The following is a 20,405-nucleotide window of genomic DNA, read 5'->3' on the forward strand; positions in this document are numbered from 1 at the left end:
AACACGCCGAGCGCCACGGCCAGCGCGCCCGCGCCGAGCGCCGCAAGGGCGAGCAACTTCGCCGCGACGGCGCGCCCGCGCGAGGGGACCGCCGTGAGGTTGGCGAGGCGCCCGGCAGCGCGCTCCTCGTCCACGGCGAGCCCGCAGACGATGGCGGACATGAGCGGCATGAGGGCGCCGAGGAACTGGGCGTAGGCGTCCGCGCCCAGCGCCGGGTCCCATCGGGTTACGGAGAAGTACTCGCCGCAGGCAAGACCGGCTGCCAGGCCGCAGGCGAGGTGCACCGCCGAGAGCGGGGAGCGCGCCAGGCGCAGGGCCTCGGAGAGCAGGGCCCGCGGGAGAGTCATGCGCGGCGTCGGGTCGGAGAGTCGTGTCATGGCCATCACCTCTCCTCGGAGCGCGCGAACCAGGCCGCGCCCGCCGCCGTGAGCGCGGCGAACGCGAGCGCACAGACCGCAAGACCCGCCAGCGTGAGCACGCCGTCCGCCGTGAGCGCCCCGCCGAGCGCCATGTCCGCCGCGAGCGGCTCGCCGCTCGGCAGCACGGGGATGAAGCTCGTGGGGATGACCATGCTCGCCGACGGCGGAAAGAGCTGCGGCAGCGGCATCAGCGACCAGGCGAACCCACCCACGAGCTGCGCGGCGAGCGGGCAGAAGATGCCCGCGAGCATGCCGAGCCTCGCCGTGAGGAAGAGCCCTGCGGGGATCATCCACGCCGCGGTCACCGTGTTGGCGAGCGCGCAGAGGAGCATCGTGAGCGTGCCCGCGGCCGTGAGACCCTGCGAGGAGAACGCCGATCCCGCGAGGTAGATGCCGAAGACCACGAGGTTCGAGAGCGTGCAGAGCGCGAGGCACCAGAGCGCCTTGGCCCACCAGGCGCGCCCGAGCGGGAAGCCCAGGCCCAGAAGCCCCCGCATCCGCGTGCGCGCGTCCGCCCGCGCGACGCACGCCACCACGAGCGAGAGAGACACGGGCAGGAAGAGCGCGTACCAGTAGTTCCACGCGCTGAAGATCTGCACGCCCCGGTAGGGCATCGCGCCGAGCAGCGGCATCGGCAGCGCCATGAGCACGGCCAGGCGAACCGGTGCCGCGTGGCGCGACTTCAGGGCCTCGGCGCGCAGGGCCGCAAGCAGGCCGCCTTTCTCGCCCGTCATGCCGCCACCTCCCCGCGCGCTCGTCGCCCTTCCCGGCAGAAGCTCATGAAGAGTTCCTCGAGGTCCTGCCCGGGACGAAGCGCATCCTCGTAGGCGAGGCGCCCCCCGCAGATGATGCCGATGGTGTCCGCCATCTGCTGCACCTCGGAAAGGATGTGGCTCGAGACGATCACCGTCGTACCCGCCGCCGCGAAGCCGCGGATCTGGTCGCGCAGCTCCTCGATGCCGATGGGGTCGAGGCCGTTGGTGGGCTCGTCGAGCACGAGCAGGCGTGGCCGGGCGATCAGCGCCAGCGCGAGCCCCAGGCGCTGCCGCATACCCATCGAGAAGCGCCCGGCGCGCTTCTTCCCGGTGTCCGCGAGGTCCACGGCGGCGAGCACCTCATCTATGCGGCTCTCGGGAAGGCCCAGCAGCGTGGTGCGCACGCGCAGGTTCTCGCGCGCGGTGAGGTTGGGGTAGAGCGGCGCCTCCTCGATGAGGCTGCCGATTGCGTAGAGGTCCTCGCGGCGCCAGGCGTGCCCGGCAAAGAGGATCTCCCCGGCCGTCGGCCGCAGCATCCCGCAGATCATCTTGAGCGTTGTCGACTTGCCGGCACCGTTGGGGCCAAGCAGCCCGTACACCTCGCCCTCGCGGATATGAAGGCTCACGTCGGCCACGGCGTCCTGCGCCTGGTCGCCGCGGCCGAAGCGCTTGGTGAGCCCGCGCGTCTCGAGCATGTAACCCATGGGTTCGTCCTTTCTCTTCCGGGCGCGCGGGCCGAGTCGCCGTGCCCGCGCGCCTCACCTTTCGGGTTCACCATCCATGGTGGGGCGCGTTTCTAACGAAGCCGTAACGGCCGTTGGGTTCTTTTGGCGCCAACCCTTCTCGACCCGCACATCATGATTAATTTGCTTAAAGCAACAACTTTCCCGATCGATGTAATCACCGAATCAAAACGTGTACGTCAGCCATCAAAGATGCCGAAAAATGTCATATTTGGAGGCTGATGTACACAAATGCAGAATCCCGCACAACCCAGTAGCATCCTCCATATGTCTGGACTCTCTATGCTTACGCTGGATAGACATCGCCGGAACGGGTATAGTAGCGAAAGTTTTGTCGTTAACCAGCGGGGGAGTCCTGTGGGCATCAAAAAGAAGATCAAAAAGGAGCTTATCGGCACTTCCGATTACCCGTCGAATAAGATCTTTACGATCTCCAATTTCATCACCTTTACGCGCCTGATCCTCACCCTGGTATTTCTGTACCTGTTTGTGACGGATAACAACCGCGTCATCGCCATCGTTATCTACGCCGTTGCCGCCTCTACCGACTGGATGGACGGTCAGATCGCCCGCATGACCAAGACGGTCTCGTGGCTCGGCAAGGTCATGGATCCCATCTGCGACCGTGCGCTGCTGTTCACCGGCGTACTTGGGCTGGTGGTCCGCGGAGAGCTGCCCATCTGGGTCTGCGTGCTCATTATTGGCCGCGACATCTATCTGGGCATCGGCACGCTTATCGTGCGTCATTATCACCGTCGCCCCATCGATGTCGTCTTTCCCGGAAAGATTGCCACTGCACTGCTCATGACTGGCTTCTCGCTCATGCTGCTCGGGTTCCCCGTTATTGACGGCCTGCATCTTTTACCTTCAACCCTTACGGCCTTCCCGGGCCTCAACGGAAGCTCGGTGCCCCTCGGCATCTTCTTTGTGTACGGCGGCGTGATCTTCTCCATGCTCACGGCTGTCATCTACTCCATTAAGGGCGGAGCGGCCATTAAACAAGCTCTCACGCATCCCGAGGACGAGGACATCGACTTTCTGAACCCTGAAATCGAAGACTGATTCGTTGGGGTATGATTACGTACGGTTCATTATTTGCGGCACGTCCGCGATAAGTTAGGGGTTGTCATGGACAACATGGTTAACAATATGCCTCACAATGATAAGACTGCTGACGCTACCTGCGTATTCCGCGTGCCTTCAAGCGACGTCACCGTTCCCGACCTCATGGCCAACGTGCGCATCACCGCCCCCGTTCTGTCCATCGTCAAGGGTCCGCAGACTGGTGCCGCCTTTGAGCTCGAGGACGACGTGACCACCATCGGCCGCGATCCTGCGAACGGCATCTTCCTCAATGACATGACCGTTTCGCGTAGCCACGCGCGCATTATTCGCGAGGGCCTCGGCGCTCGCATTGAGGACCTGGGCTCGCTCAATGGCACCTGGGTCGACGGCGCCATTGTCAATGCGGCCCCGCTGCACGATGGTTCTTCCGTCCAGATCGGTACGTTTACGCTCATCTACCACGAGAGCACGCCGGAGCGCATCGAAACCGGTGAGTAGGGCATGGCCGAACGCAACTATCTGAGTATCGGCCAAGTCGTCAACCTTCTTCGAGGCGCATACCCCGATCTTTCGAACTCAAAAATTAGATTTCTAGAAGATGAGGGGCTCATTACCCCTCATCGTACGCCTAAGGGATACCGTCAGTACTCCAAGGAGGACGTTGATCGCCTGGAGGTCATTCTGCACTTGCAGAAGACCCGCTACATGCCGCTCAACGTGATTAAGCAGCGCTTGGAAAACGCCACGGACCTGTCAACGCTCGCCTACGAGGTGGGCTTGCTGTCCGATGTTCCGCTTAAGACGGAGCCCAAGGAGACCAAACAAAAGCTGCATCCCATCGAGACCATTCCCGATATGCTGGGCGTCGAGATCTCGTTTATCCGCTCGCTCGCCGAGAACGACCTCATTCGCATCATCAAGAGTCCGCAGAACCGTGAGCTCGTCGATGGTCGCGATTTTCCGATCATCCGCTACTGCTCCGAGCTGTCACGCTTCCATATCGAGCCGCGCAACCTGCGTCAGTACGTGTCTTCCGCCAACCGCGAATCCTCGATGTTTGAGCAAGTGCTCGTAAGCATGCTCGGCATGGACACCTCCGATGACGAGCGCGACGCCAAGCTCGAGCGTGCGTTTAAGAAGCTTCACGACCTGACGGAGGGTGTGCACACTGCGCTGCTCAAGAACCGCGTTTTTGAGTCGCTCAACGCCGTGGTCGAGGACGCCGACATCGATGCACTCGATGAGGAAATCACTCGCTCCGAGTTCACCAAAGCAAAAAACGAAGAAACTGTCGCGCCGGCTTCGCACGAGGATTCTCTCGTAAAGCCGCTCAAGGTCGTCGCCCCTTCGCAAACCGGCACCGCCACCGCGGGCAAATAACAGCTGCCGCTTATCCGGCAACCCATTGAAAGGTCATGCAATGTACGACTTCGAATCTCAAATCGTCGACATCCCCGACTATCCCGAGCCCGGAGTCATCTTTAAAGACATCACGCCGCTCTTTGGCAATCCCGAGGCGCTCAAAGCCATGACCGATGCCCTCGCCGAGCACTTTGCCGGCATGGGAATCACCAAGGTCGTGGGCCCAGAGGCTCGAGGCTTTATGGTTGGCGTACCGGTGGCTGTAGCCCTTGGCGCCGGCTTTGTTCCCGCACGTAAACCGGGCAAGCTGCCGCGCGAGACCGTGAGCCAAAGCTATGAGCTCGAATACGGAACGGATTCCATTGAGATCCATGCCGACGCTATCAGCTCTAAAGATACCGTGTTGATTCTGGACGACTTGGTCGCGACGGGCGGAACCGTCGAGGCAACAGGTAAACTGGTGCGAGATATGGGCGCAAAGCTTATCGGTTACGGTTGTATACTTGAGCTTGCGTTTCTCAACCCGCGCGAGAAGCTCACGCCGTCTGATGACGATGTGGAGCTCTTTAGCCTGGTGACGGTAGACTAGCCGTTACCCTTAGTTACTGGAAAGGAAGCTACATGCGCACAGCAAACACGCACAAAAACATGGCACGCTGCGCTGCTACGGCAACCCTCGCTTGTGTTTTGGGCTTGGGCCTCGCGGCTCCTGCCTACGCCGATACCGCATCCGACCTTGCCGCTGCTCGAACGAAGCTCGAGCAGATCGGTACCCAAACCCAGCAGATTTACGATGAGCTCGCCACGCAGACGCAGGCGCTCGATCAGACTGCTGGCGAGATCACGCAAAAGCAGCAGGAGATCGCTGACGGTCAGGCCAAGCTCTCGACCTATGTCGCCGGCGAGTACAAAACCGGCGGTCTGAGCCTGCTTCAGGTTTTGACGGGTGTCGATGATCTGAGCGATATGCTCAACCGTCTGTTCTACTACGGCAAGGTGTCCGACAAGCAGGCCAAGACCATCCAAGAGGTAAAGGAGCTTAAGCAGCAGCTCACCGATAAGCAGGCCGAGCAGGAGAAGAACGTCGCCACCACGCAAAAGAAGGTCGACGAGCTTAACGCCCAGCAGGCTGAAGCCCAGAACGTCGTAAATTCCCTGGATTCGCAGCTGCAGGCCGAGCTTGCCGCCGAGGCCGAGGCCAATGCCGCGCTGCAGGCCGGCATCAACGCCAGCACCGCCGAGAAGGCCACGGTGAGCAACGACACCGCCGGTACGACCGAGAACACCAACAATGGAGGCGGCGACACGCCTGCACCCACGCCCGCTCCTGCTCCTACGCCGCAGCCCGCTCCCGCTCCGGCTCCGGCCCCTTCGGCGCCGAGCCAGTCCGTTGACGGCGGCTCCGTTGTTTCGCGTGCCTACAGCAAGCTTGGTTGCGCTTATTCCTGGGGCGGTATTGGACCGAACAGCTTCGACTGCTCCGGCTTTGTGAGCTACTGCCTCACGGGTCGTTACTGCCGTCTGGGTACCACTGGTGACTTTATGGGCTGGACTCGTGTGTCTGATCCACAGCCCGGCGACGTCGTAGTTAACTCTTATCACACCGGCATCTACATCGGTAACGGCCAGATGATCCATGCTTCCGACTACAGCACGGGCGTTATCATCAGCTCCGTCGCAGCCGGTATGAACAACAACTACATCTTCGTACGCTACTAATTTATTACTACAGCGAACGAACATGGGCCTCGCGATCTTGAGTCACGAGGCCCATTCTTTTTGCCCCTACCGTTTGCCATAAAATCAGGATGGCTATCTAGTATTCAAAACTAGATAGCCATCCAATCAATCAAAAAGATGGCTATAATTGTTGAGGAACAAATAGAAAGGACCCTCAATGAGCTGGGCGCTTATCTCCGATTCGAGCTGCAATCTTCGCGATTGGCAGCCAACCGCACCTCATACCACCTTTGCATTTGCACCCCTTAAGATCCGAGTGGGGGAGCGTGAGTTTGTCGATGACCTCACGCTCGACGTTCACGAGCTCAATTGCGCCGTGCAGGCGGAGTCGAGCGCTTCTTCGAGCGCCTGTCCAAGCGTAGGTGAGTGGGCCGAACTCTTTAGGCTTGCCGACAAGACGATTTGTATGCCCATCTCGGAGGGCGTCTCGGGAAGCTACAATGCCGCGGCCACCGCACGTGACATGGTGCTTGCCGAAGAGCCGGACCGACAGATTCATCTGGTCAATTCACGCGGAGCCGGCGGCAAAATGGACCTGATCTTCCTGCTGTTCGACCGCTATCTTGCAAGCAACCCGGATACCTCCTTTGAGGACGCCTGCGCCTACTTCGATAGCTTGGAGCAGCAGAGCAAGATCCTCTTTAGTTTGTGCAATTACGAAAACCTTGCGAAGGCCGGACGTATCCCTAAGGCGGCCGGCGTTATTGCTAACAAGCTCAATATCCGCATTTTGGGCACGGCGAGCGAAGCGGGCAAAATTGAACTCGTTGGGCACACCCGCGGCGAAAAGAAGATGCTCACCAAGATTGTCGACACCATGGAGGCCGAAGGCTTTACCGGCGGCGAGGTCGTTATCGACCATGTCGAGAATGAGGCGGGCGCCCAGGCGCTTGCCAGCCGCATTGTGGAGCATTGGCCCGGCTCCAAGACGATTATCATGCCCTGTAACGGGCTAGATTCATACTATGCCGAGATGCACGGCCTCATTATCGGCTACGGTATGGGCGTGGCGTCGGGCCGATAAAATCCAACTAGACAAACGTACGGGCGGGATAAGGAGCCATTGGCTCTTTATCCCGCCCGTCTTATACCTCGGTTAGCTATTAAACCCATTGAACTTGAGATAGCTCATCAGATACGCCTTCGAAACGAAGGACGATACCGCACTGCGCACGAGCAGCGATTCGCGCGTAACCTGATGTGCGGTATCGGGCACGGGAGTCTGCTCAACAGAAAACGCCGCACGAATCGATGCCTCGAGCTGATCGACAACATAATCGAAAGCCGTCGGAGCGTCGTAGCTCAAGCGCTGAATATTAAAGAGCGCCTGAACCGCAGCGATGGGCAGCACCTGCTTAAAGATACAAATGGCGATGAGACGCGCAATCTGCTCACGGCCATACTGCTTTTTAACTGGAGCAGGAACGAGGCCGACCTTCACGTAGTTATTGATCATCGATGGCGTAATAACGGGCTGCTCTACGCAAATCGAAAGCGGCTCCATCCACAGTGCAACATATTCAATAACCTGATCGCGATAGAGCGTTACGTTGGGCAGCTGGTCATAGCGTGGCAGGCTCAACGCGTTGAGTTTACCCACCATATCGGACTGAATAAATGCATCCGGCAGAACCGTCGGCTGAATATCCTCAGGCTTAATGCTGACCGACGTATCGGACATCGGGATAACATGTTTAACGTGGTTCATAAGAGGCCTCCGTTCGTTTTCTATATTGTATTCTAGGTTATATAGTTTTGCATAACACATAGTCGCCAAGTAAAAGTGGTTGGACAGCACATTGATGCACCGTCTAACCACTTTGTGTAAAGATAGCAACCTTACATAAGATATATTATCGTACTTATGCGCGTAAGAAAGTGTATGCGCTGGTTGCCGCTATAGCCCCGTCCGAAACAGCGGTCACAACCTGCCGTAAACGCTTGGAACGGATATCGCCGGCTGCGAATAAGCCGGGTGTACGGGTGGCCATGGACTCATCGGTAAGGATGCCGCCATCGGGCCCCAGATCGACCAGATGCTCGACAAGTTCGGTATGAGGTTGCGTGCCGGCAAAGACAAAAATGCCAAACGAGCCAGGTTCAAAGGTCTCAGTATGCGTCTTGCCGCTTGCATTGTCCTTGAAGGTAATTGTCGTGGGCATCGCCTCACCGGAAAGCTCAACAATACTAGTTTGGTACCTAACTGAAATATTGTCCTTAGTAAGCACCTTATTCACAACGCCTTCGGGTGCACGGAACTGATCGCGACGCAGCACGATGGTCACGCTGCTGGCAATGTCGGAAAGGAACAACGCCTCTTCGCATGCCGAATTGCCGCCTCCGATAACAAAGACCTGCTTGCCACGGAAGAACATGCCGTCACACGTCGCGCAATACGAAACGCCTCGACCGCGATACGTGTCCTCGCCAACAAAACCTGCAGGACGCGGCGTGGCGCCCATGCACGCAATGACGCTCTTGGCCGCTGTGTCGCCCATATCGTGATGGATGGTAAATTGAGCCGCATCGGCATCGTAATCGACGCCTGTCACCATACTCCATTCAACCTGAGCCCCCAGGCCTTCAGCATGCTGTTGGAACCGCTCACCAAGTTCAGCACCGCTCAGCAGCGGAATGCCAGGATAATTCTCAATCTCGTTGGTCGTGGTGATCTGTCCGCCCGACATGCCCTGCTCAAGGACAGTCGTCGTCAGGTTGGCGCGCGCCGCATAAATGGCGGCAGCATAGCCCGCGGGACCGCCGCCGATAATCGCAACGTCGATCGTATGATCGGTAGCCATGAAGAATCCTCTCGTCGAAACGTTGTCATTCCTTGCGCTCATACCCAAATTTACGTGAACGTGACACTCATGCACTACAATGATAAACCCGTGTTACAACGTCGAAGGGGAGTTATCGATGGATCAGACGCAGACGAGCGATGACGCTCCCCTGCACAAGCTCAGCACTCCCCAATTGGAGCAAACCACGCTCCTGGCTCAACAAAAACCTCTCGTGACCATCGTGCACGCCTCGGTCGGCTCGGGCCACAAGGCCGCCGCAAATGCGATTGCGCAGGCATTCGACCTCATCCGCGGCACCAATGGCATCCCCGAGGATGTTGAGATTGAAGTGCTCGATATTCTTGATTTTGGACGTATTAAATTCGACGGCAATAAGACCGCGGCTTCTTTCACGGGAGCCACGCGCCCCATTTATGACCTGACCTGGCGATATACGCTTACGGGACATCTTCTCTGGGGTGGCGGCACGGCATGGTCGCGAATTATGTTCCCCGCCTTCAACGAATATATTCGTAGCCGCAGGCCCATAGCCGTGGTCGCAACGCACATCACAGCAGCCAATGTTGCCGTGGGCGCCCGCGTCATTACGGGTATCGATTATCCGGTCACCTGCGTGCCGACCGACTACGAAGTCGAGGGCTGGTGGCCCCACAAGGACACCGATCTATTCTGTGTTGCCAACGAATTTATGGCCGAAACGCTGCGTCCGCGCAAGGTGCCCGAGGCAAAGATTCGCATTACCGGCATTCCTATTCGCGCCGGATTCGACACGGATTACGATCGCGAGGAAGAGCTAGCCAAGTTCAACCTCCCCACCGACAAGACCGTCGTTCTGGTAATGGCCGGTGCCAGCTTGCCTCAGCCTTACGTCCGCTTTCGCGCGGCGATGGACCACACACTCCCCTTCCTGCGCAGCTTCGCAGACATGCACTTTGTCTTTTTACCTGGCAAAGACGTGGAGTATGCGGCCCGGCTGAAGACGCTCTTCGATGCCATGAAGCTCGAGAACGTCACGGTGTTGGACTATGTCGACGACATGGCGGCCCTCATGCATGGCTGCGACTTGGCAATCCTCAAATCGGGCGGACTCACGGTCACCGAGTGCCTATGCGCACATCTGCCGATGATCCTGCTGGGCAAGTCCTATGGCCAGGAAAAGGCCAACACCACGATGCTCACCGGCATGGGCGCCAGCATGCACGTCACCACAGCACGAGAGCTCATCGTAACGCTTCGTCACCTGCACGACCATCCCGAATCACTCAAAGCCCTACTCATCAACGGCGAAGTACTACGCCGCCCCCACGCAGCCGAAGACATCGCCATCGCTACCATGGAACTCGTAGGAAAACCCCAAAAGCGCAAAAGAGCCTTCTGCCGCTTCTACTGGGGCGGAAAACCCGCGCATATCCGCTAGCGTCTTAATGCCCGCTTTCCTGTGGGAGGCCCCTATATATCATCCCATGCTCAAACATTCTCGCGGGGCGCTCGTATCCCTCCCGCCCGCCTCTCACACATATCATTCCATCCGGCCCATTGAGCCAGACGGCAAATGGGGGTGCAAGCAGCGCCGCCGCTACCGTCTGGACGAGGACGGGAACCGCATTATGGGAGAGGACGGCAAGCCCCTCTTTGACGCTGTTCCCACTACCGACTGGGGAAGCCCGGAAACACTGGAACATTGGCGGGAGGCGTGGGCCGCTATGGTGAACGCCAAGTTTGAGGAAAAGGGGCTGACCTGCCGCATCGACCACCGCTCCTATGAGCGTCAGGGCCTTGACCTGCTGCCCACCGTCCATGAGGGCGTGGCCGTCCGCCAGATGGAGGCCAAGGGCATCCCCACCGACAAGGGCGATCTGAACCGCTGGATAAAAAAGGCCAACAACATTCTGCGGGATATTCGGAAGAAAATCGCCGGCCTGACGGATTGGATTAAGGCCATATAATAAAAATATTAATTAGAGTAAGCCGATGCGATAAAGGGGCTATTCCTTTGTCGCATCGGCTTAGCAGAAAGATTGATTTTTTATTCAAGCGAGTATCCGCCCGCCCGTCTCTCACACATATCGTTCCACGCGCAGTTTCGCAGCGAGCGAAGCGAAGCGAGAATGTTTGAGCATGGAATAGAGAACATGAAAGTGCGGGTTAGGAATACCGCCGTCCTCCTTGTCCGGCTGGTGGATGGCAAAGTCGGCAATCATGCCCCGGCCCACAAGCTGCTCCGAAACAAATTGCCTTGCAAGAGCGATGTTTTCCTCCAATGAAAACTCGTTCTGCAAGGCAATGTCAAAGCTATATGCAAGCTGGGCTTTCTTGCCGCGCTCGGCCTTCTCCACGGCGTTCCAGAGGGTGGCGCGGTCTTGGTACTGGTTGGGGGCCTGGGGCGGCAGGAGAATGTCTGTGCAGACCACGCCGCCCTTGTGGGTGTAGTCGCTGACCTCGCCATAGTATTCGCTATACAATTTCTCCCCGGCTCGGTAGGCGGCGGACGTGACAACAGACTGTCCCGCGCTCCGTTTGACCTGGGTAACGTGGAGATGGAACAGGGCCAATTATCCGCTTTCCTGCTGGTCAGTGGCTTGGCTCACCAGGGCGGCAACTTCCGGCAGGGAAAAGACCTTTTCCATCAAAAGAAAAAAGGCCCTTTCGCTCATGCCGCGCACCTCCGGGGCGATACTCTCCACCGCTCCGCCACGGGTGATAAGTCGGTGGTTTCGCTTCTTCCTTTCGCCTTGGGTGTAGTAGCGGATGCGGTTCTCATACCGCTGGCCTCTGTGCTGGTACTGCTCCAACTTAGCGGTGGCCTCAGCATACTCTTTCTCTAATTCTTCGCGTGACTTGTCCATCGTGTTTGACCTCCTTCTTGGCAAAACAAAAGACCGTCTACCTGCTGTGTCGGGTAAACGGTCAAGGGTAACGGTATTCGGTTTTAGCCTCGCTGGAAAGGTGCAGACGCAGAGCGGATGTACCTTTCCAGCGAGGGCGCAGGGATAGCCGCAAAGCGGCGCAAGGGGCGCAGCCCCTTGTACGGAGCGGAGCGACGCAAACGGCCCGGACTTTCGGAAGTCCGGGCCGTAGCCTCGCAGAGCGCACGATACATGGTCGCAGACCATGTATAGAAGTGCGCCCTTTGTTCCAAAGGGATTTTATAAGTCCATCATTGATGGGAGAATTTTGTTGAACATATGGCGCACCTTATCAATCCGGGTGTTTGGGCGGCGTGGCTGAAAAACTGGTTCGCCGCTGGCGATTTGATACCCCTTCAATTCTGTTAAACAAACGCTTCTCCCGTTTGTATAAAAGGTGAGGTCATTGCGGTACTCTTGCACACAGCGGGCAGGGATTTCGCCAGTAAAAATCACCTCGCTGTTTTTAACCTGGGTCGTTTCAATACTCGCGCAATATTTTGGTGCGTCATGATAAGCTCTGGAGAGATATTCCTGCGGCGCATAGAGTGTAAAAGAAAGATATGGTTCCAATAGCTGCGTCCCCGCCTTTTTCAACACCTGCTCCAATACAATAGGTGCCAATGACCGAAAGTCTGCGGGAGTGCTGACCGGACTATAATAAAGCCCATACTCAAAACAGATTTTACAGTCCGTTACCTTCCATCCATACACGCCTTGTTCCAGACCGTAGCGGATACCATCCAATACAGCGTTTTGAAAACTCTGATTCAAGTATCCAACGGAAACTTTGCTCTCATACTGCACTCCGGTGCCAAGGGGGAGAGGGGTGACGGACAGCCCGATGGACGCCCAGAATGGATTGGGCGGCACTTCGATATGAATGGTGTGACTTACCGCTTTCAATGGCCTCTCCATATAGATGACGGTAGGTTCTTTTGCAGTTGTGTTGAGCTGATATTTTTCCACCAGAAGATCAGAGATAATTTCCAATTGTACCCGGCCCAAAAAGGAGAGAATGATCTCATGGGTCACAGCGTCTACTTCATAGCGCAGAAGCGGGTCGGTATCCGCAATTTCTGTCAAGGCGTTTAACAAGCGTTCCCTCTGTTCTGGTTTCTCTGGTGCAATTGTTATCCGCAGCAAAGGGAGAGGATTGTCGCTCCACGTTTCACGGGGCAGCAGCAGTTTGTTTCCCAGCACATCATTCAGCCGCAAACTGTCGCAGGGTACAATGACGATCTCGCCCGCATGGGCAATCTCTGTTCGGACAATCTCACCCTTTGAGGGGATACGCATTTCCGTAATTTTCAGTTTTTCTTTCCCTGCCAAGGCTACGGAATCCCGCAAATGAAGCGTACCGCTATACAACCGCAGATAGGCAAGGCGTTGGCTCTGGTTTGCGTACTCAACTTTGAACACAGTTCCGCACAATTCAGAGCTGTTCTGCCCGGTGGGTGATTGGAATGTATCTGTGACCGCTTCAATGAGTTGTCGGATTCCCAAGTTTACCTTGGCACTGCCATGATAGACCGGAAACAGAGAGACGCTTTGGATTCTCCTGTTTTCCTCCCGCAGAAGTTCTTCTTTGTCCATTGGTTCTCCGGCAATATATTTCTCCAACAATTCATCACAGTCCGCAATCACGGTATCCCAATTCTCCAGCCCCATGTTTTCCATGATGGATATATCCGGGGAAAGCTGCACGTTCTGCTTAATAATCATATTTGCGGAGAGCTTATCTCGGATAGACTGATACACACCTGGCAGGTCAATCCCGTCCTGGTCGATTTTGTTAATAAAGATAATAATTTAATAGATTTCTAATTATCTCTTTAGATGTTCTTATATGCCGGTATAGCCCGTTACTTCGGGCTTTTCCGGCACTTTTCATATCGGAAGAACTTCACAAATCTTTTTATTACCCCTCATGTTTTCACTCTCAAAAGTAGTAAAAGTAGTAGTAAATTCTGCGTACTACTTATGCCGCCTTGGTTTCCTCGGCGTTTTCCGCCGCAGTTTCCGGCTTGGCCTCTGTGGTGGTTTTTGCCTTGGCTTGCAGCCGTTCCATTTCCTCCTGTGCGGAATGGAAAGTAGCGTGGGCGTAATAGTTCAGCGTCATTACAATGTTGGCGTGTCCCATGATGTACTGCAATGCTTTGGGGTTCATGCCCGCGTTTGCCATTCTGGTACAGAATGTATGCCGCATGGTGTGCGGCGTCATCACATCGGGCAGCGGCTCCTTGTGGCACTTGTTGTACTTCTTGGCAAGGCACTTGAACATGGCGTCATAGTTGACGGCGGTTTTGGGCAGGCCATCCCGGTTCAGGAACAGGAAGTCCTTATAACCATCAACCTTAATGCACCTGCCGTCCCTGCGCTTCTTCAACACGCGCTCAAACGCTTCATAGGCGGCTGCGCTCATCGGCACTTGACGGAATCCGCTTTCTGTTTTTGGCGCTTCGATATAGTAGCCGTCCTCGGTGCTTCTCAAAAGCTGGTGGTCTACATTCACAAAGCGCTTCTCAAAATTCAGGTCGGCTGGCGTCAGGCCGCAGAGTTCGGAAATACGAAGCCCGGTTTCCAGCAGGATCACCACCTCGTCATAATACTTGGCATAGACAGGATCGTTCTGCATGAAGTCCAAAAGCTCGTTTTCCTGTGTAGGGGTAAGCGGCACCTTTGGTACGGTATCGTCGTTGATAACCTCATTGATCTGGAAGTCAAAAGGATTCTTGCGGAGGCAATCGTCCTGTACGGCCATATAAAAGATGGCTTTTAAGGAACGCTTGCTGTTGCAGATGGTGTTGTAGGCAACGCCCTTTTCCTGCATACGCAAGGCCCATTCTTTTGCGTCGGACAGCTTCACGCTGTCAATGCTGGCCGCGCCCAGCTTATCTTCGGACAGAAGTTTCATTAACTGCTGGCGGCTCTTTTGGGTTCCTTTCCGCACATTCCCGCGCTGCCGGGTGTACTTTTCATAAAGCTGGCACACGGTCATTTTCTTGCCGATGGTGTCTATCCCGTCGTCAAGGTCTTTCTGTATCTGCTTGATCTTCTCGCGCAGGGAAAGACAGGGCCGTTTCCCGGCAGGTACTTTGTCGGTAGGTACTAACTTCCATGAGTAAACAAACTGGGTTTCTCCAAAGGTGTCAATGTATTTGTAAGCGTATCTTCCATCTGATCGCTGGCTCTCTCCAGACTTCAAAAGGCGGCCTTTGTTGTCCCGTCTTTTTTCATCTCGTTCTTTTCTTGGCATTTCGTCATGCTCCTTTCCATGACGGAAAGAGCCTTGACACGCTTATAACCTATTATAACACGAGCAAGGCCCTTTTTCACTATATTGTGTCAAGGGAATCAATAATTTTTTCAAACTGCTTCCGTTTGATCTGGATGCGGTTGCCGTTCAGGATCACCCAGCCAGCGGTGGGGTTTTCCTCGGCAAGCCGACGCAGTTTGTTTTCCCCGATCCGAAAATATTTAGACGCTTCCTCAATGGTGAGCGTGTATTTTTCCCAAATAGGCACATCGTTATTACTCATAACATGGCCCCCTTTCTTTTCAAAACAAAGGTTATTGTTGTGAAAGTGGGCAGAAAGTAACGGACGGCTGCTGGCACAGCTCCACGGGAATCTCACCCCTGCGTGGTTCTCACGCGGCCCTGCTCGTTGCCTGCGACGCTTCAAACGCTCGGACTACGACGGCAAGGGAGTATCATTGTCCTGTCTGCGCGTCGTCGCCCGCAGGCTGCCACACCTGCTTTACGGCCCGGTAAAATCGCTCCGCTTATCCCAATGAGGGAAAACCTCTTGGCGCACCTGCCGCCCGGCTCGGCGCAGACAGAATGTATCCGTCTGCCCTATGACGCGCCGCCATTGTCCTGCGGGCGTATTTGTCAAGGAGCAAAGGGGCCGCCGGGAAAACAGGCAGGCGGGGAAAGGGAAAGCCGCCTGTCTATGGCCGGGGCCTTAACCGTCAGTCGCCAATGGGACTAACGATGGAATGGATCAGCTTGATTTGCAATCGGCGCTTCATATACTCGTCAATGCAGATATGAGGCTGACCGCTGCCGTCATAGAGCGTCCGGGTACACAGCTTATTGATATAGCCGTCATAATGCTGCAAGACACGCTCCACGGCTTCGGCGTTACCGGCGCAGGCCGCGTCGATCACAAAATCAGGCAGAGGGCTTTTGCCCTTGTAACTGGATTGCTTCATCCGCGTTTAACCTCCCTCCGGCATGAACGCCATCAATTTTACACGCAGGTCTTTTAAGGTGCTTGTCCTGTGGCGCTGTACTGCGCTGCGGGACATTCCCATCAGGCGGCCAATTTCTTCGTCAGTCAAATCCAGAACAAAGCGGAGAATCAAAATACTCTGCTCGTCTTTTGGCAGGCTGGCAAACGCTTCGGCCACAAGCTCGTTGTCGATATGTAGGTCATAGCCATGCGAACTGAATGTAAAGCTGTCGCAGGAATACCGATCTACGGTCGAGAGCTTGTCCCAATCAGCCGGGGAAAGAGCGTCCAGCGACACTTCACGGTCGCGGCGGCACTTCATTTCCCGCAGATAATCTATCGCCTCATGGTACAGAACCAGCTTGCAGTAGCGGTCAAACTGGCCCCATTCACCGTATTTGCGGGGGATCGCTTCCATCTTCTCACCCCCTTTCTATGGGGGATGTGGTGGTTCTCTCCCTTTCCGCCAATAGAGCGAATGGAATCTCTCTGGCTGCCCGCTAAACGCCTCCTTTTTTCACTTTTTTGAAATTTCTTTTTGCGCCGGATAGCAGACCGCAGGAAATAACAAAATTCGCCCGGCAGATCAAAGACCCGCTGGGCGAAACAAAAAGCAATATGTTCTTTTCCTACATAGTATAGTACATACGCACAGCCGCTTGTCCCCGCTGCCGGGGGACGGCTTTTTTTGACAGGCTAACCCCTGTCGGAATTTGTCGAAGTAGTTTTCGTTGCATGGCGGCTCCCTCCTAAAGCCGCCATGCCAGAACACGGTGCAGGGGTCGTCGAAGCAAAAAGAAACGGCGGCCTTGATCTACTCAAAACCGCCGTATCCGTCAGTGATACAGGAAAGCGCACGAAATCCTCTGCCCGTCAGCGGTTTTTTTCTTTTCCCCGCTGTGGAGGCAGATGTTTGAATATGCAGGTATGTTTCATGCCGCAAAGGCCACAAAACATACCATGTTAGTCATTCAATTTGAATTAGAGTTCAATTCTTGCTTTCGATGGCTTATCTTCACAATAGATAACTTTAATCGTTGTTCCCTTGTCAGGGACTTTGTTTCCTGCGCCAATCCATTTTCGGCAGATGTAATCTTTGCCGTCTATCGTATATTTGACCTTGATAGTATGCGGAAAGGCTGCGCCATCCATCGCATGAACGCGGGCAGGTTTACGATTCACTTTTAACCACCATTGTTTTATAACTGAAATTACAGTTCCCATTGTTTCTTTTTCCATAAGTTATACCTCCAATGATATTTTTGATTGATGATACCTATTTTCTATTCAGCCTTTTCTTTGTTTGTAGTAAAAGCGGAACGCTGCTGCGCCGGTGGCCGCCAACTGTACCAGAATCAGCACAGCAAACAGACCGAAGCTCTCATAGTAGAACAGTTCATCCCAAAAATATAGTCTGTTCAAATGATGCCATTTATTGTATTCTAAATTTGTAGGTAAGCTGAACGGGTAACTTACCAAGGGATAGCGGCAACAGATGTCTATCTAACCATACTACCATTGAGATCGAAAAGTATGAATTGAAGAGTACAATAATAGGGTTGATTGAGGATCAACTTTTATTTTTTGTACCTTCATGTTAGAAGCCGTTGTGGACTATTACCTAAAAATAATAGATATAACACAAAGAGAATTATTCAATCTGTCCAAGCATAACAGGAAGGAAAAGATTGAAATTCCATAGGTAGTGGCTTCGTTGACGCGACTAAGTTCAATACGGAAAAATCGGTCTGCAGGTGTGTCAAACAGAAGACACTATTTTTTTATATCTGAGACCGATTGTTTCCGATACAATTTATGGAACATTCAGCACATCATGGACAAACCAAGTCTGAGCCGTGACCATAATGGCAAATGTGCAAATAGCAAAGAGAAGTACTTCAGCCACAGCATTGACACGGCTGGATTGAAGTTGCTTTTTCAGATTGGCAGGCAAGATTCTTGACAGCAGACAATAAACTAAAAATCCAATACAGGCTCCAGCGGTATTTGTCATCAAGTCATTGATGTCGGAAGAACCCCAGCCAAACATCTGGACAATTTCAACAGCCAAAGAAAACAGAAAGCCAGTCAATGCAACCGTCTTCATGTGATGATATTTCTTGTACAGCAGCGGCAGGAAAAATCCCAACGGGACAAACAGAATAATATTCAGAATGGTATCAATTGGCCCAGTTATCATACCGATAAATGGAGTCCAAGAAATGTTCGGGCGAAAGGTCATTGTGCTTGTAAAGCCGATGCCTGTGACGGTCAAAAGTCCGAATAAATAATAACCAAAAACAAACACTGCAGCGGTATGGAGAAAACTTTGTGTTCTCCCCAATTTTTTGAGCCACAAGAAATACAGTACGAAGACTGGAACCATAAACACATACCCACTAATTGAGCGGATGAGAATATCAGAAATTGGTATCATTATTATCTCCTTGTCAAATTCAAATTTATTGCCCATTCCAGCATTGAGCATTTTCTCATAAAGCAAACAGAATACTGTCATTAGTAACGACGGTATTCCCATAATGCTAATCGTAAGTCTAATTGTTCAATGTCGATTAGACATTCACTTTTACATTTTGGACAAAAGAGAGGAAAATTTTTAAGTACGGTATCTTCCCGAATTTTGTCGCGTGTTTTATTCCCGCAGACTGGGCAGCGGATGAACTCTGTTTTCTCCATATTGTTCACTCCGAATTGCGATCATTCTTTTTCTTATCCCGATATTTCCGTATGAGTTTATTACGGATAGGAACGCCAACACCAATCAAAAGCACAACTGCCAAAATTGTGAAATCCATACAATCACCTCACATTTCCTTATTCTTCATAACCCGAATGGACAAGAAGATTGAAACCGCATACATCACGACAATAGCAAAAACCGCAAGGAAAACGAGAAGTATCGGAGAAGATTCAACGACTGAAATAATTGAGTTCCCGATAGCTGGCATTTTAGAGAGAAGAAGTAAAGTCACCAAAAAACCGGCCACTGGAATATACATAAATACCCGTCCTTTGATTGAGCCGTACTTGTAATATCCCGGAATCTGGAACACGGTATAGAGTGCAAATAAGAATACTCCTGCAATAGCGGCAGTTACAATATCAAATACGCCAACTGTTTCACCCAGCACTTTCAAGACAAGCGGCTGTGCAATCAAAGAAATAATCAAGGAAAGAAGCCCCATTGCAAGGACAAAAACATAGCGTCCGATCACAAGCTCGCTTTTACGAACAGGTAAAATACCAAACAGACGATCCATGCTGTTTTTTTCTGTGATGGAAAAGGTATATCCCGTCGTCATGGCAATAAAGCACATAGCAAATGATACCCCTGTCAGCAAAGAACGATTGATTGCGGCAAACACAATCGGCAGGAGCAGGGTAAAGCAAATCGTCTTAAAATATGGTTTTACCAATGCAATATCTAATTTTGTGGATTTCAAAATATTACTCATAATCGTCACCTTTCTTGCTTGTAAACACTACAATTTCATCAATGGTGGCAGGATCAACGGTCAGGTTAGGGAAACCGCTAATATCTTCGGTTTTCATCAGAGCCTCAAATCCCGTAGGGAATGTACGAATACCAGCCGCCTTATTTTTCAGATCATCGGACAGTTCCTCAATTCCACCTTTTACAATGCGGAACATATCTACAAAATCATCTTTGCTGCCAGTAAAGTACAGCTCGCCATAACTGATGTAGGTAATATAATCGGCTGCACGCTCCAAATCGCCTGTGATATGGGTGGAGAACAAAACACTATGCTCGCCATCTTCAATATACTCTGAAAGAATTTTCAAAAGTTCATCTCTGGAAACCGGATCAAGTCCACTGGTCGGCTCGTCGAGGATCAGCAGCTTGGCGTCGTATGAAAACGCACAGGCAAGCATTAACTTCATCTGCATACCTTTGGAAAGTTCTTTTACCTTTTTGGTTGGTGCAATGTGAAATTTCCGTAACATATCCGCAAATTTCTGGCTGTCCCAATTTGGATAAAATACCGAAATGGATTTTTCAACCTGCGACACTTTCCAATCATCACTGAAATAATTTGTATCGAAAACAACGCCCAGCTCTGATTTTACTTTTTGTTCTTCTGCGATATTATCCAGCCCCATCACTTTGACTGTGCCACCGGTGCGCTTGAGCATATTCAAAATCAGTTTGATTGTCGTTGTTTTGCCAGAACCATTCGGGCCAATCAAGCCCATAATATATCCCTTTGGCAAAGTAAAGCTGATATTGTGAAGCTGAAAAGAATCAAAAGATTTTGAAAGATTCGTTACCTCTAAATAATTGGCTCTGTTAGACCAAGGTTGACATAAAAACGATGTCACCGCGAGGCGGT

Annotated in this window: 22 protein-coding genes and 3 pseudogenes; 8 read left to right on the forward strand and 17 right to left on the reverse strand. The window is 53.4% G+C overall.

Annotated features, from left to right (window positions below):
- The 3 genes and pseudogenes from DWV43_RS08445 to DWV43_RS08455 all read right to left on the reverse strand — a co-directional run.
- Positions 1-383: pseudogene (locus tag DWV43_RS08445) on the reverse strand (lantibiotic ABC transporter permease); the annotation flags it as partial.
- Entirely contained in the window at positions 383-1,153 is a 771-nt protein-coding gene (locus tag DWV43_RS08450) for a hypothetical protein (protein ID WP_117817338.1), read from the reverse strand. The pseudogene DWV43_RS08445 and the gene DWV43_RS08450, both read right to left, overlap by 1 nt.
- Positions 1,150-1,878, reverse strand: coding sequence for a lantibiotic protection ABC transporter ATP-binding protein (locus tag DWV43_RS08455; protein WP_055250122.1), 729 nt, complete (start codon positions 1,876-1,878; stop codon positions 1,150-1,152). The genes DWV43_RS08450 and DWV43_RS08455 overlap by 4 nt, the downstream gene beginning before the upstream one ends.
- 396 nt (positions 1,879-2,274) lie before the next feature.
- Here DWV43_RS08455 and DWV43_RS08460 point away from each other — a divergent pair, with 396 nt between their 5' ends.
- From DWV43_RS08460 to DWV43_RS08485, 6 genes are all read left to right on the forward strand, one after another.
- Complete coding sequence (locus tag DWV43_RS08460) at positions 2,275-2,979, forward strand: CDP-alcohol phosphatidyltransferase family protein (protein ID WP_117817337.1); 705 nt, start codon at positions 2,275-2,277, stop codon at positions 2,977-2,979.
- Positions 2,980-3,045: 66 nt separating this feature from the next.
- A complete protein-coding gene (locus DWV43_RS08465) occupies positions 3,046-3,480 on the forward strand; it encodes an FHA domain-containing protein (protein ID WP_199569376.1) in 435 nt (144 codons plus the stop codon).
- Between the two features lie 3 nt (positions 3,481-3,483).
- Complete coding sequence (locus DWV43_RS08470; RefSeq protein WP_117800105.1) at positions 3,484-4,362, forward strand: MerR family transcriptional regulator; 879 nt, start codon at positions 3,484-3,486, stop codon at positions 4,360-4,362.
- Positions 4,363-4,402: 40 nt separating this feature from the next.
- Positions 4,403-4,933, forward strand: coding sequence for an adenine phosphoribosyltransferase (locus DWV43_RS08475; protein ID WP_117800106.1), 531 nt, complete (start codon positions 4,403-4,405; stop codon positions 4,931-4,933).
- A 32-nt stretch (positions 4,934-4,965) separates the two neighbouring features.
- A complete protein-coding gene (locus tag DWV43_RS10520) occupies positions 4,966-6,063 on the forward strand; it encodes an NlpC/P60 family protein (protein ID WP_117817336.1) in 1,098 nt (365 codons plus the stop codon).
- 178 nt (positions 6,064-6,241) lie between these two features.
- Positions 6,242-7,108 carry a DegV family protein gene (locus DWV43_RS08485; RefSeq protein WP_117639854.1) on the forward strand — a complete coding sequence of 289 codons (867 nt, stop codon included), beginning with the start codon at positions 6,242-6,244 and terminating at the stop codon, positions 7,106-7,108.
- 72 nt (positions 7,109-7,180) lie between these two features.
- On the opposite strand, the gene DWV43_RS08490 is transcribed toward DWV43_RS08485, so the two are convergent.
- Both DWV43_RS08490 and DWV43_RS08495 read right to left on the reverse strand, forming a co-directional pair.
- Positions 7,181-7,792, reverse strand: a complete 612-nt coding sequence (locus DWV43_RS08490) for a DUF1836 domain-containing protein (RefSeq protein ID WP_199411531.1) — start codon at positions 7,790-7,792, stop codon at positions 7,181-7,183.
- A gap of 154 nt (positions 7,793-7,946) precedes the next feature.
- Positions 7,947-8,885: an NAD(P)/FAD-dependent oxidoreductase gene (locus tag DWV43_RS08495; protein WP_117817335.1), complete on the reverse strand. Its 939-nt coding sequence runs from the start codon at positions 8,883-8,885 to the stop codon at positions 7,947-7,949.
- Between the two features lie 118 nt (positions 8,886-9,003).
- Between DWV43_RS08495 and DWV43_RS08500 the strand changes: the two genes are divergently transcribed.
- The gene (locus DWV43_RS08500) at positions 9,004-10,305 is read left to right on the forward strand and encodes a glycosyltransferase (RefSeq protein ID WP_117817334.1); all 1,302 of its coding nucleotides are present in this window, start codon (positions 9,004-9,006) and stop codon (positions 10,303-10,305) included.
- Between the two features lie 46 nt (positions 10,306-10,351).
- Complete coding sequence (locus DWV43_RS08505; protein WP_199569374.1) at positions 10,352-10,834, forward strand: MobA/MobL family protein; 483 nt, start codon at positions 10,352-10,354, stop codon at positions 10,832-10,834.
- Between the two features lie 180 nt (positions 10,835-11,014).
- Here the strand turns inward: DWV43_RS08505 and DWV43_RS08510 are convergent.
- The 12 genes and pseudogenes from DWV43_RS08510 to DWV43_RS08570 all read right to left on the reverse strand — a co-directional run.
- A pseudogene (locus DWV43_RS08510) lies at positions 11,015-11,440 on the reverse strand (MobA/MobL family protein); the annotation flags it as partial.
- Entirely contained in the window at positions 11,441-11,734 is a 294-nt protein-coding gene (locus DWV43_RS10210; protein ID WP_021631985.1) for a DUF3847 domain-containing protein, read from the reverse strand.
- 300 nt (positions 11,735-12,034) lie between these two features.
- Positions 12,035-13,603 (reverse strand): annotated as a pseudogene (locus tag DWV43_RS08520) (tetracycline resistance ribosomal protection protein); the annotation flags it as partial.
- Between the two features lie 172 nt (positions 13,604-13,775).
- Positions 13,776-15,053 (reverse strand): tyrosine-type recombinase/integrase, encoded by a 1,278-nt coding sequence (locus tag DWV43_RS08525; protein WP_071441245.1) that lies wholly within the window; start codon positions 15,051-15,053, stop codon positions 13,776-13,778.
- Positions 15,054-15,132: 79 nt separating this feature from the next.
- A complete protein-coding gene (locus DWV43_RS08530) occupies positions 15,133-15,336 on the reverse strand; it encodes an excisionase (protein WP_009296579.1) in 204 nt (67 codons plus the stop codon).
- A gap of 433 nt (positions 15,337-15,769) precedes the next feature.
- Entirely contained in the window at positions 15,770-16,012 is a 243-nt protein-coding gene (locus DWV43_RS08540) for a helix-turn-helix domain-containing protein (RefSeq protein ID WP_004611627.1), read from the reverse strand.
- A 6-nt stretch (positions 16,013-16,018) separates the two neighbouring features.
- Positions 16,019-16,450: a sigma-70 family RNA polymerase sigma factor gene (locus DWV43_RS08545; protein ID WP_015554803.1), complete on the reverse strand. Its 432-nt coding sequence runs from the start codon at positions 16,448-16,450 to the stop codon at positions 16,019-16,021.
- Positions 16,451-17,013: 563 nt separating this feature from the next.
- The gene (locus tag DWV43_RS08550) at positions 17,014-17,271 is read right to left on the reverse strand and encodes a sugar ABC transporter permease (RefSeq protein ID WP_071441246.1); all 258 of its coding nucleotides are present in this window, start codon (positions 17,269-17,271) and stop codon (positions 17,014-17,016) included.
- A 574-nt stretch (positions 17,272-17,845) separates the two neighbouring features.
- On the reverse strand, positions 17,846-18,469 hold the full coding sequence (locus DWV43_RS08555) for a VanZ family protein (protein ID WP_025580950.1): 624 nt from the start codon (positions 18,467-18,469) through the stop codon (positions 17,846-17,848).
- Between the two features lie 80 nt (positions 18,470-18,549).
- Positions 18,550-18,729: a cysteine-rich KTR domain-containing protein gene (locus DWV43_RS08560; protein ID WP_074021989.1), complete on the reverse strand. Its 180-nt coding sequence runs from the start codon at positions 18,727-18,729 to the stop codon at positions 18,550-18,552.
- A gap of 128 nt (positions 18,730-18,857) precedes the next feature.
- Complete coding sequence (locus DWV43_RS08565; RefSeq protein WP_015542934.1) at positions 18,858-19,508, reverse strand: ABC-2 transporter permease; 651 nt, start codon at positions 19,506-19,508, stop codon at positions 18,858-18,860.
- Positions 19,501-20,394 (reverse strand): ABC transporter ATP-binding protein, encoded by an 894-nt coding sequence (locus DWV43_RS08570; RefSeq protein ID WP_117817370.1) that lies wholly within the window; start codon positions 20,392-20,394, stop codon positions 19,501-19,503. The genes DWV43_RS08565 and DWV43_RS08570 overlap by 8 nt, the downstream gene beginning before the upstream one ends.
- Between the last annotated feature and the right edge of the window lie 11 nt (positions 20,395-20,405).

It is taken from the genome of Collinsella sp. AF05-9, from assembly GCF_003465595.1.
GTDB lineage: Bacteria > Actinomycetota > Coriobacteriia > Coriobacteriales > Coriobacteriaceae > Collinsella.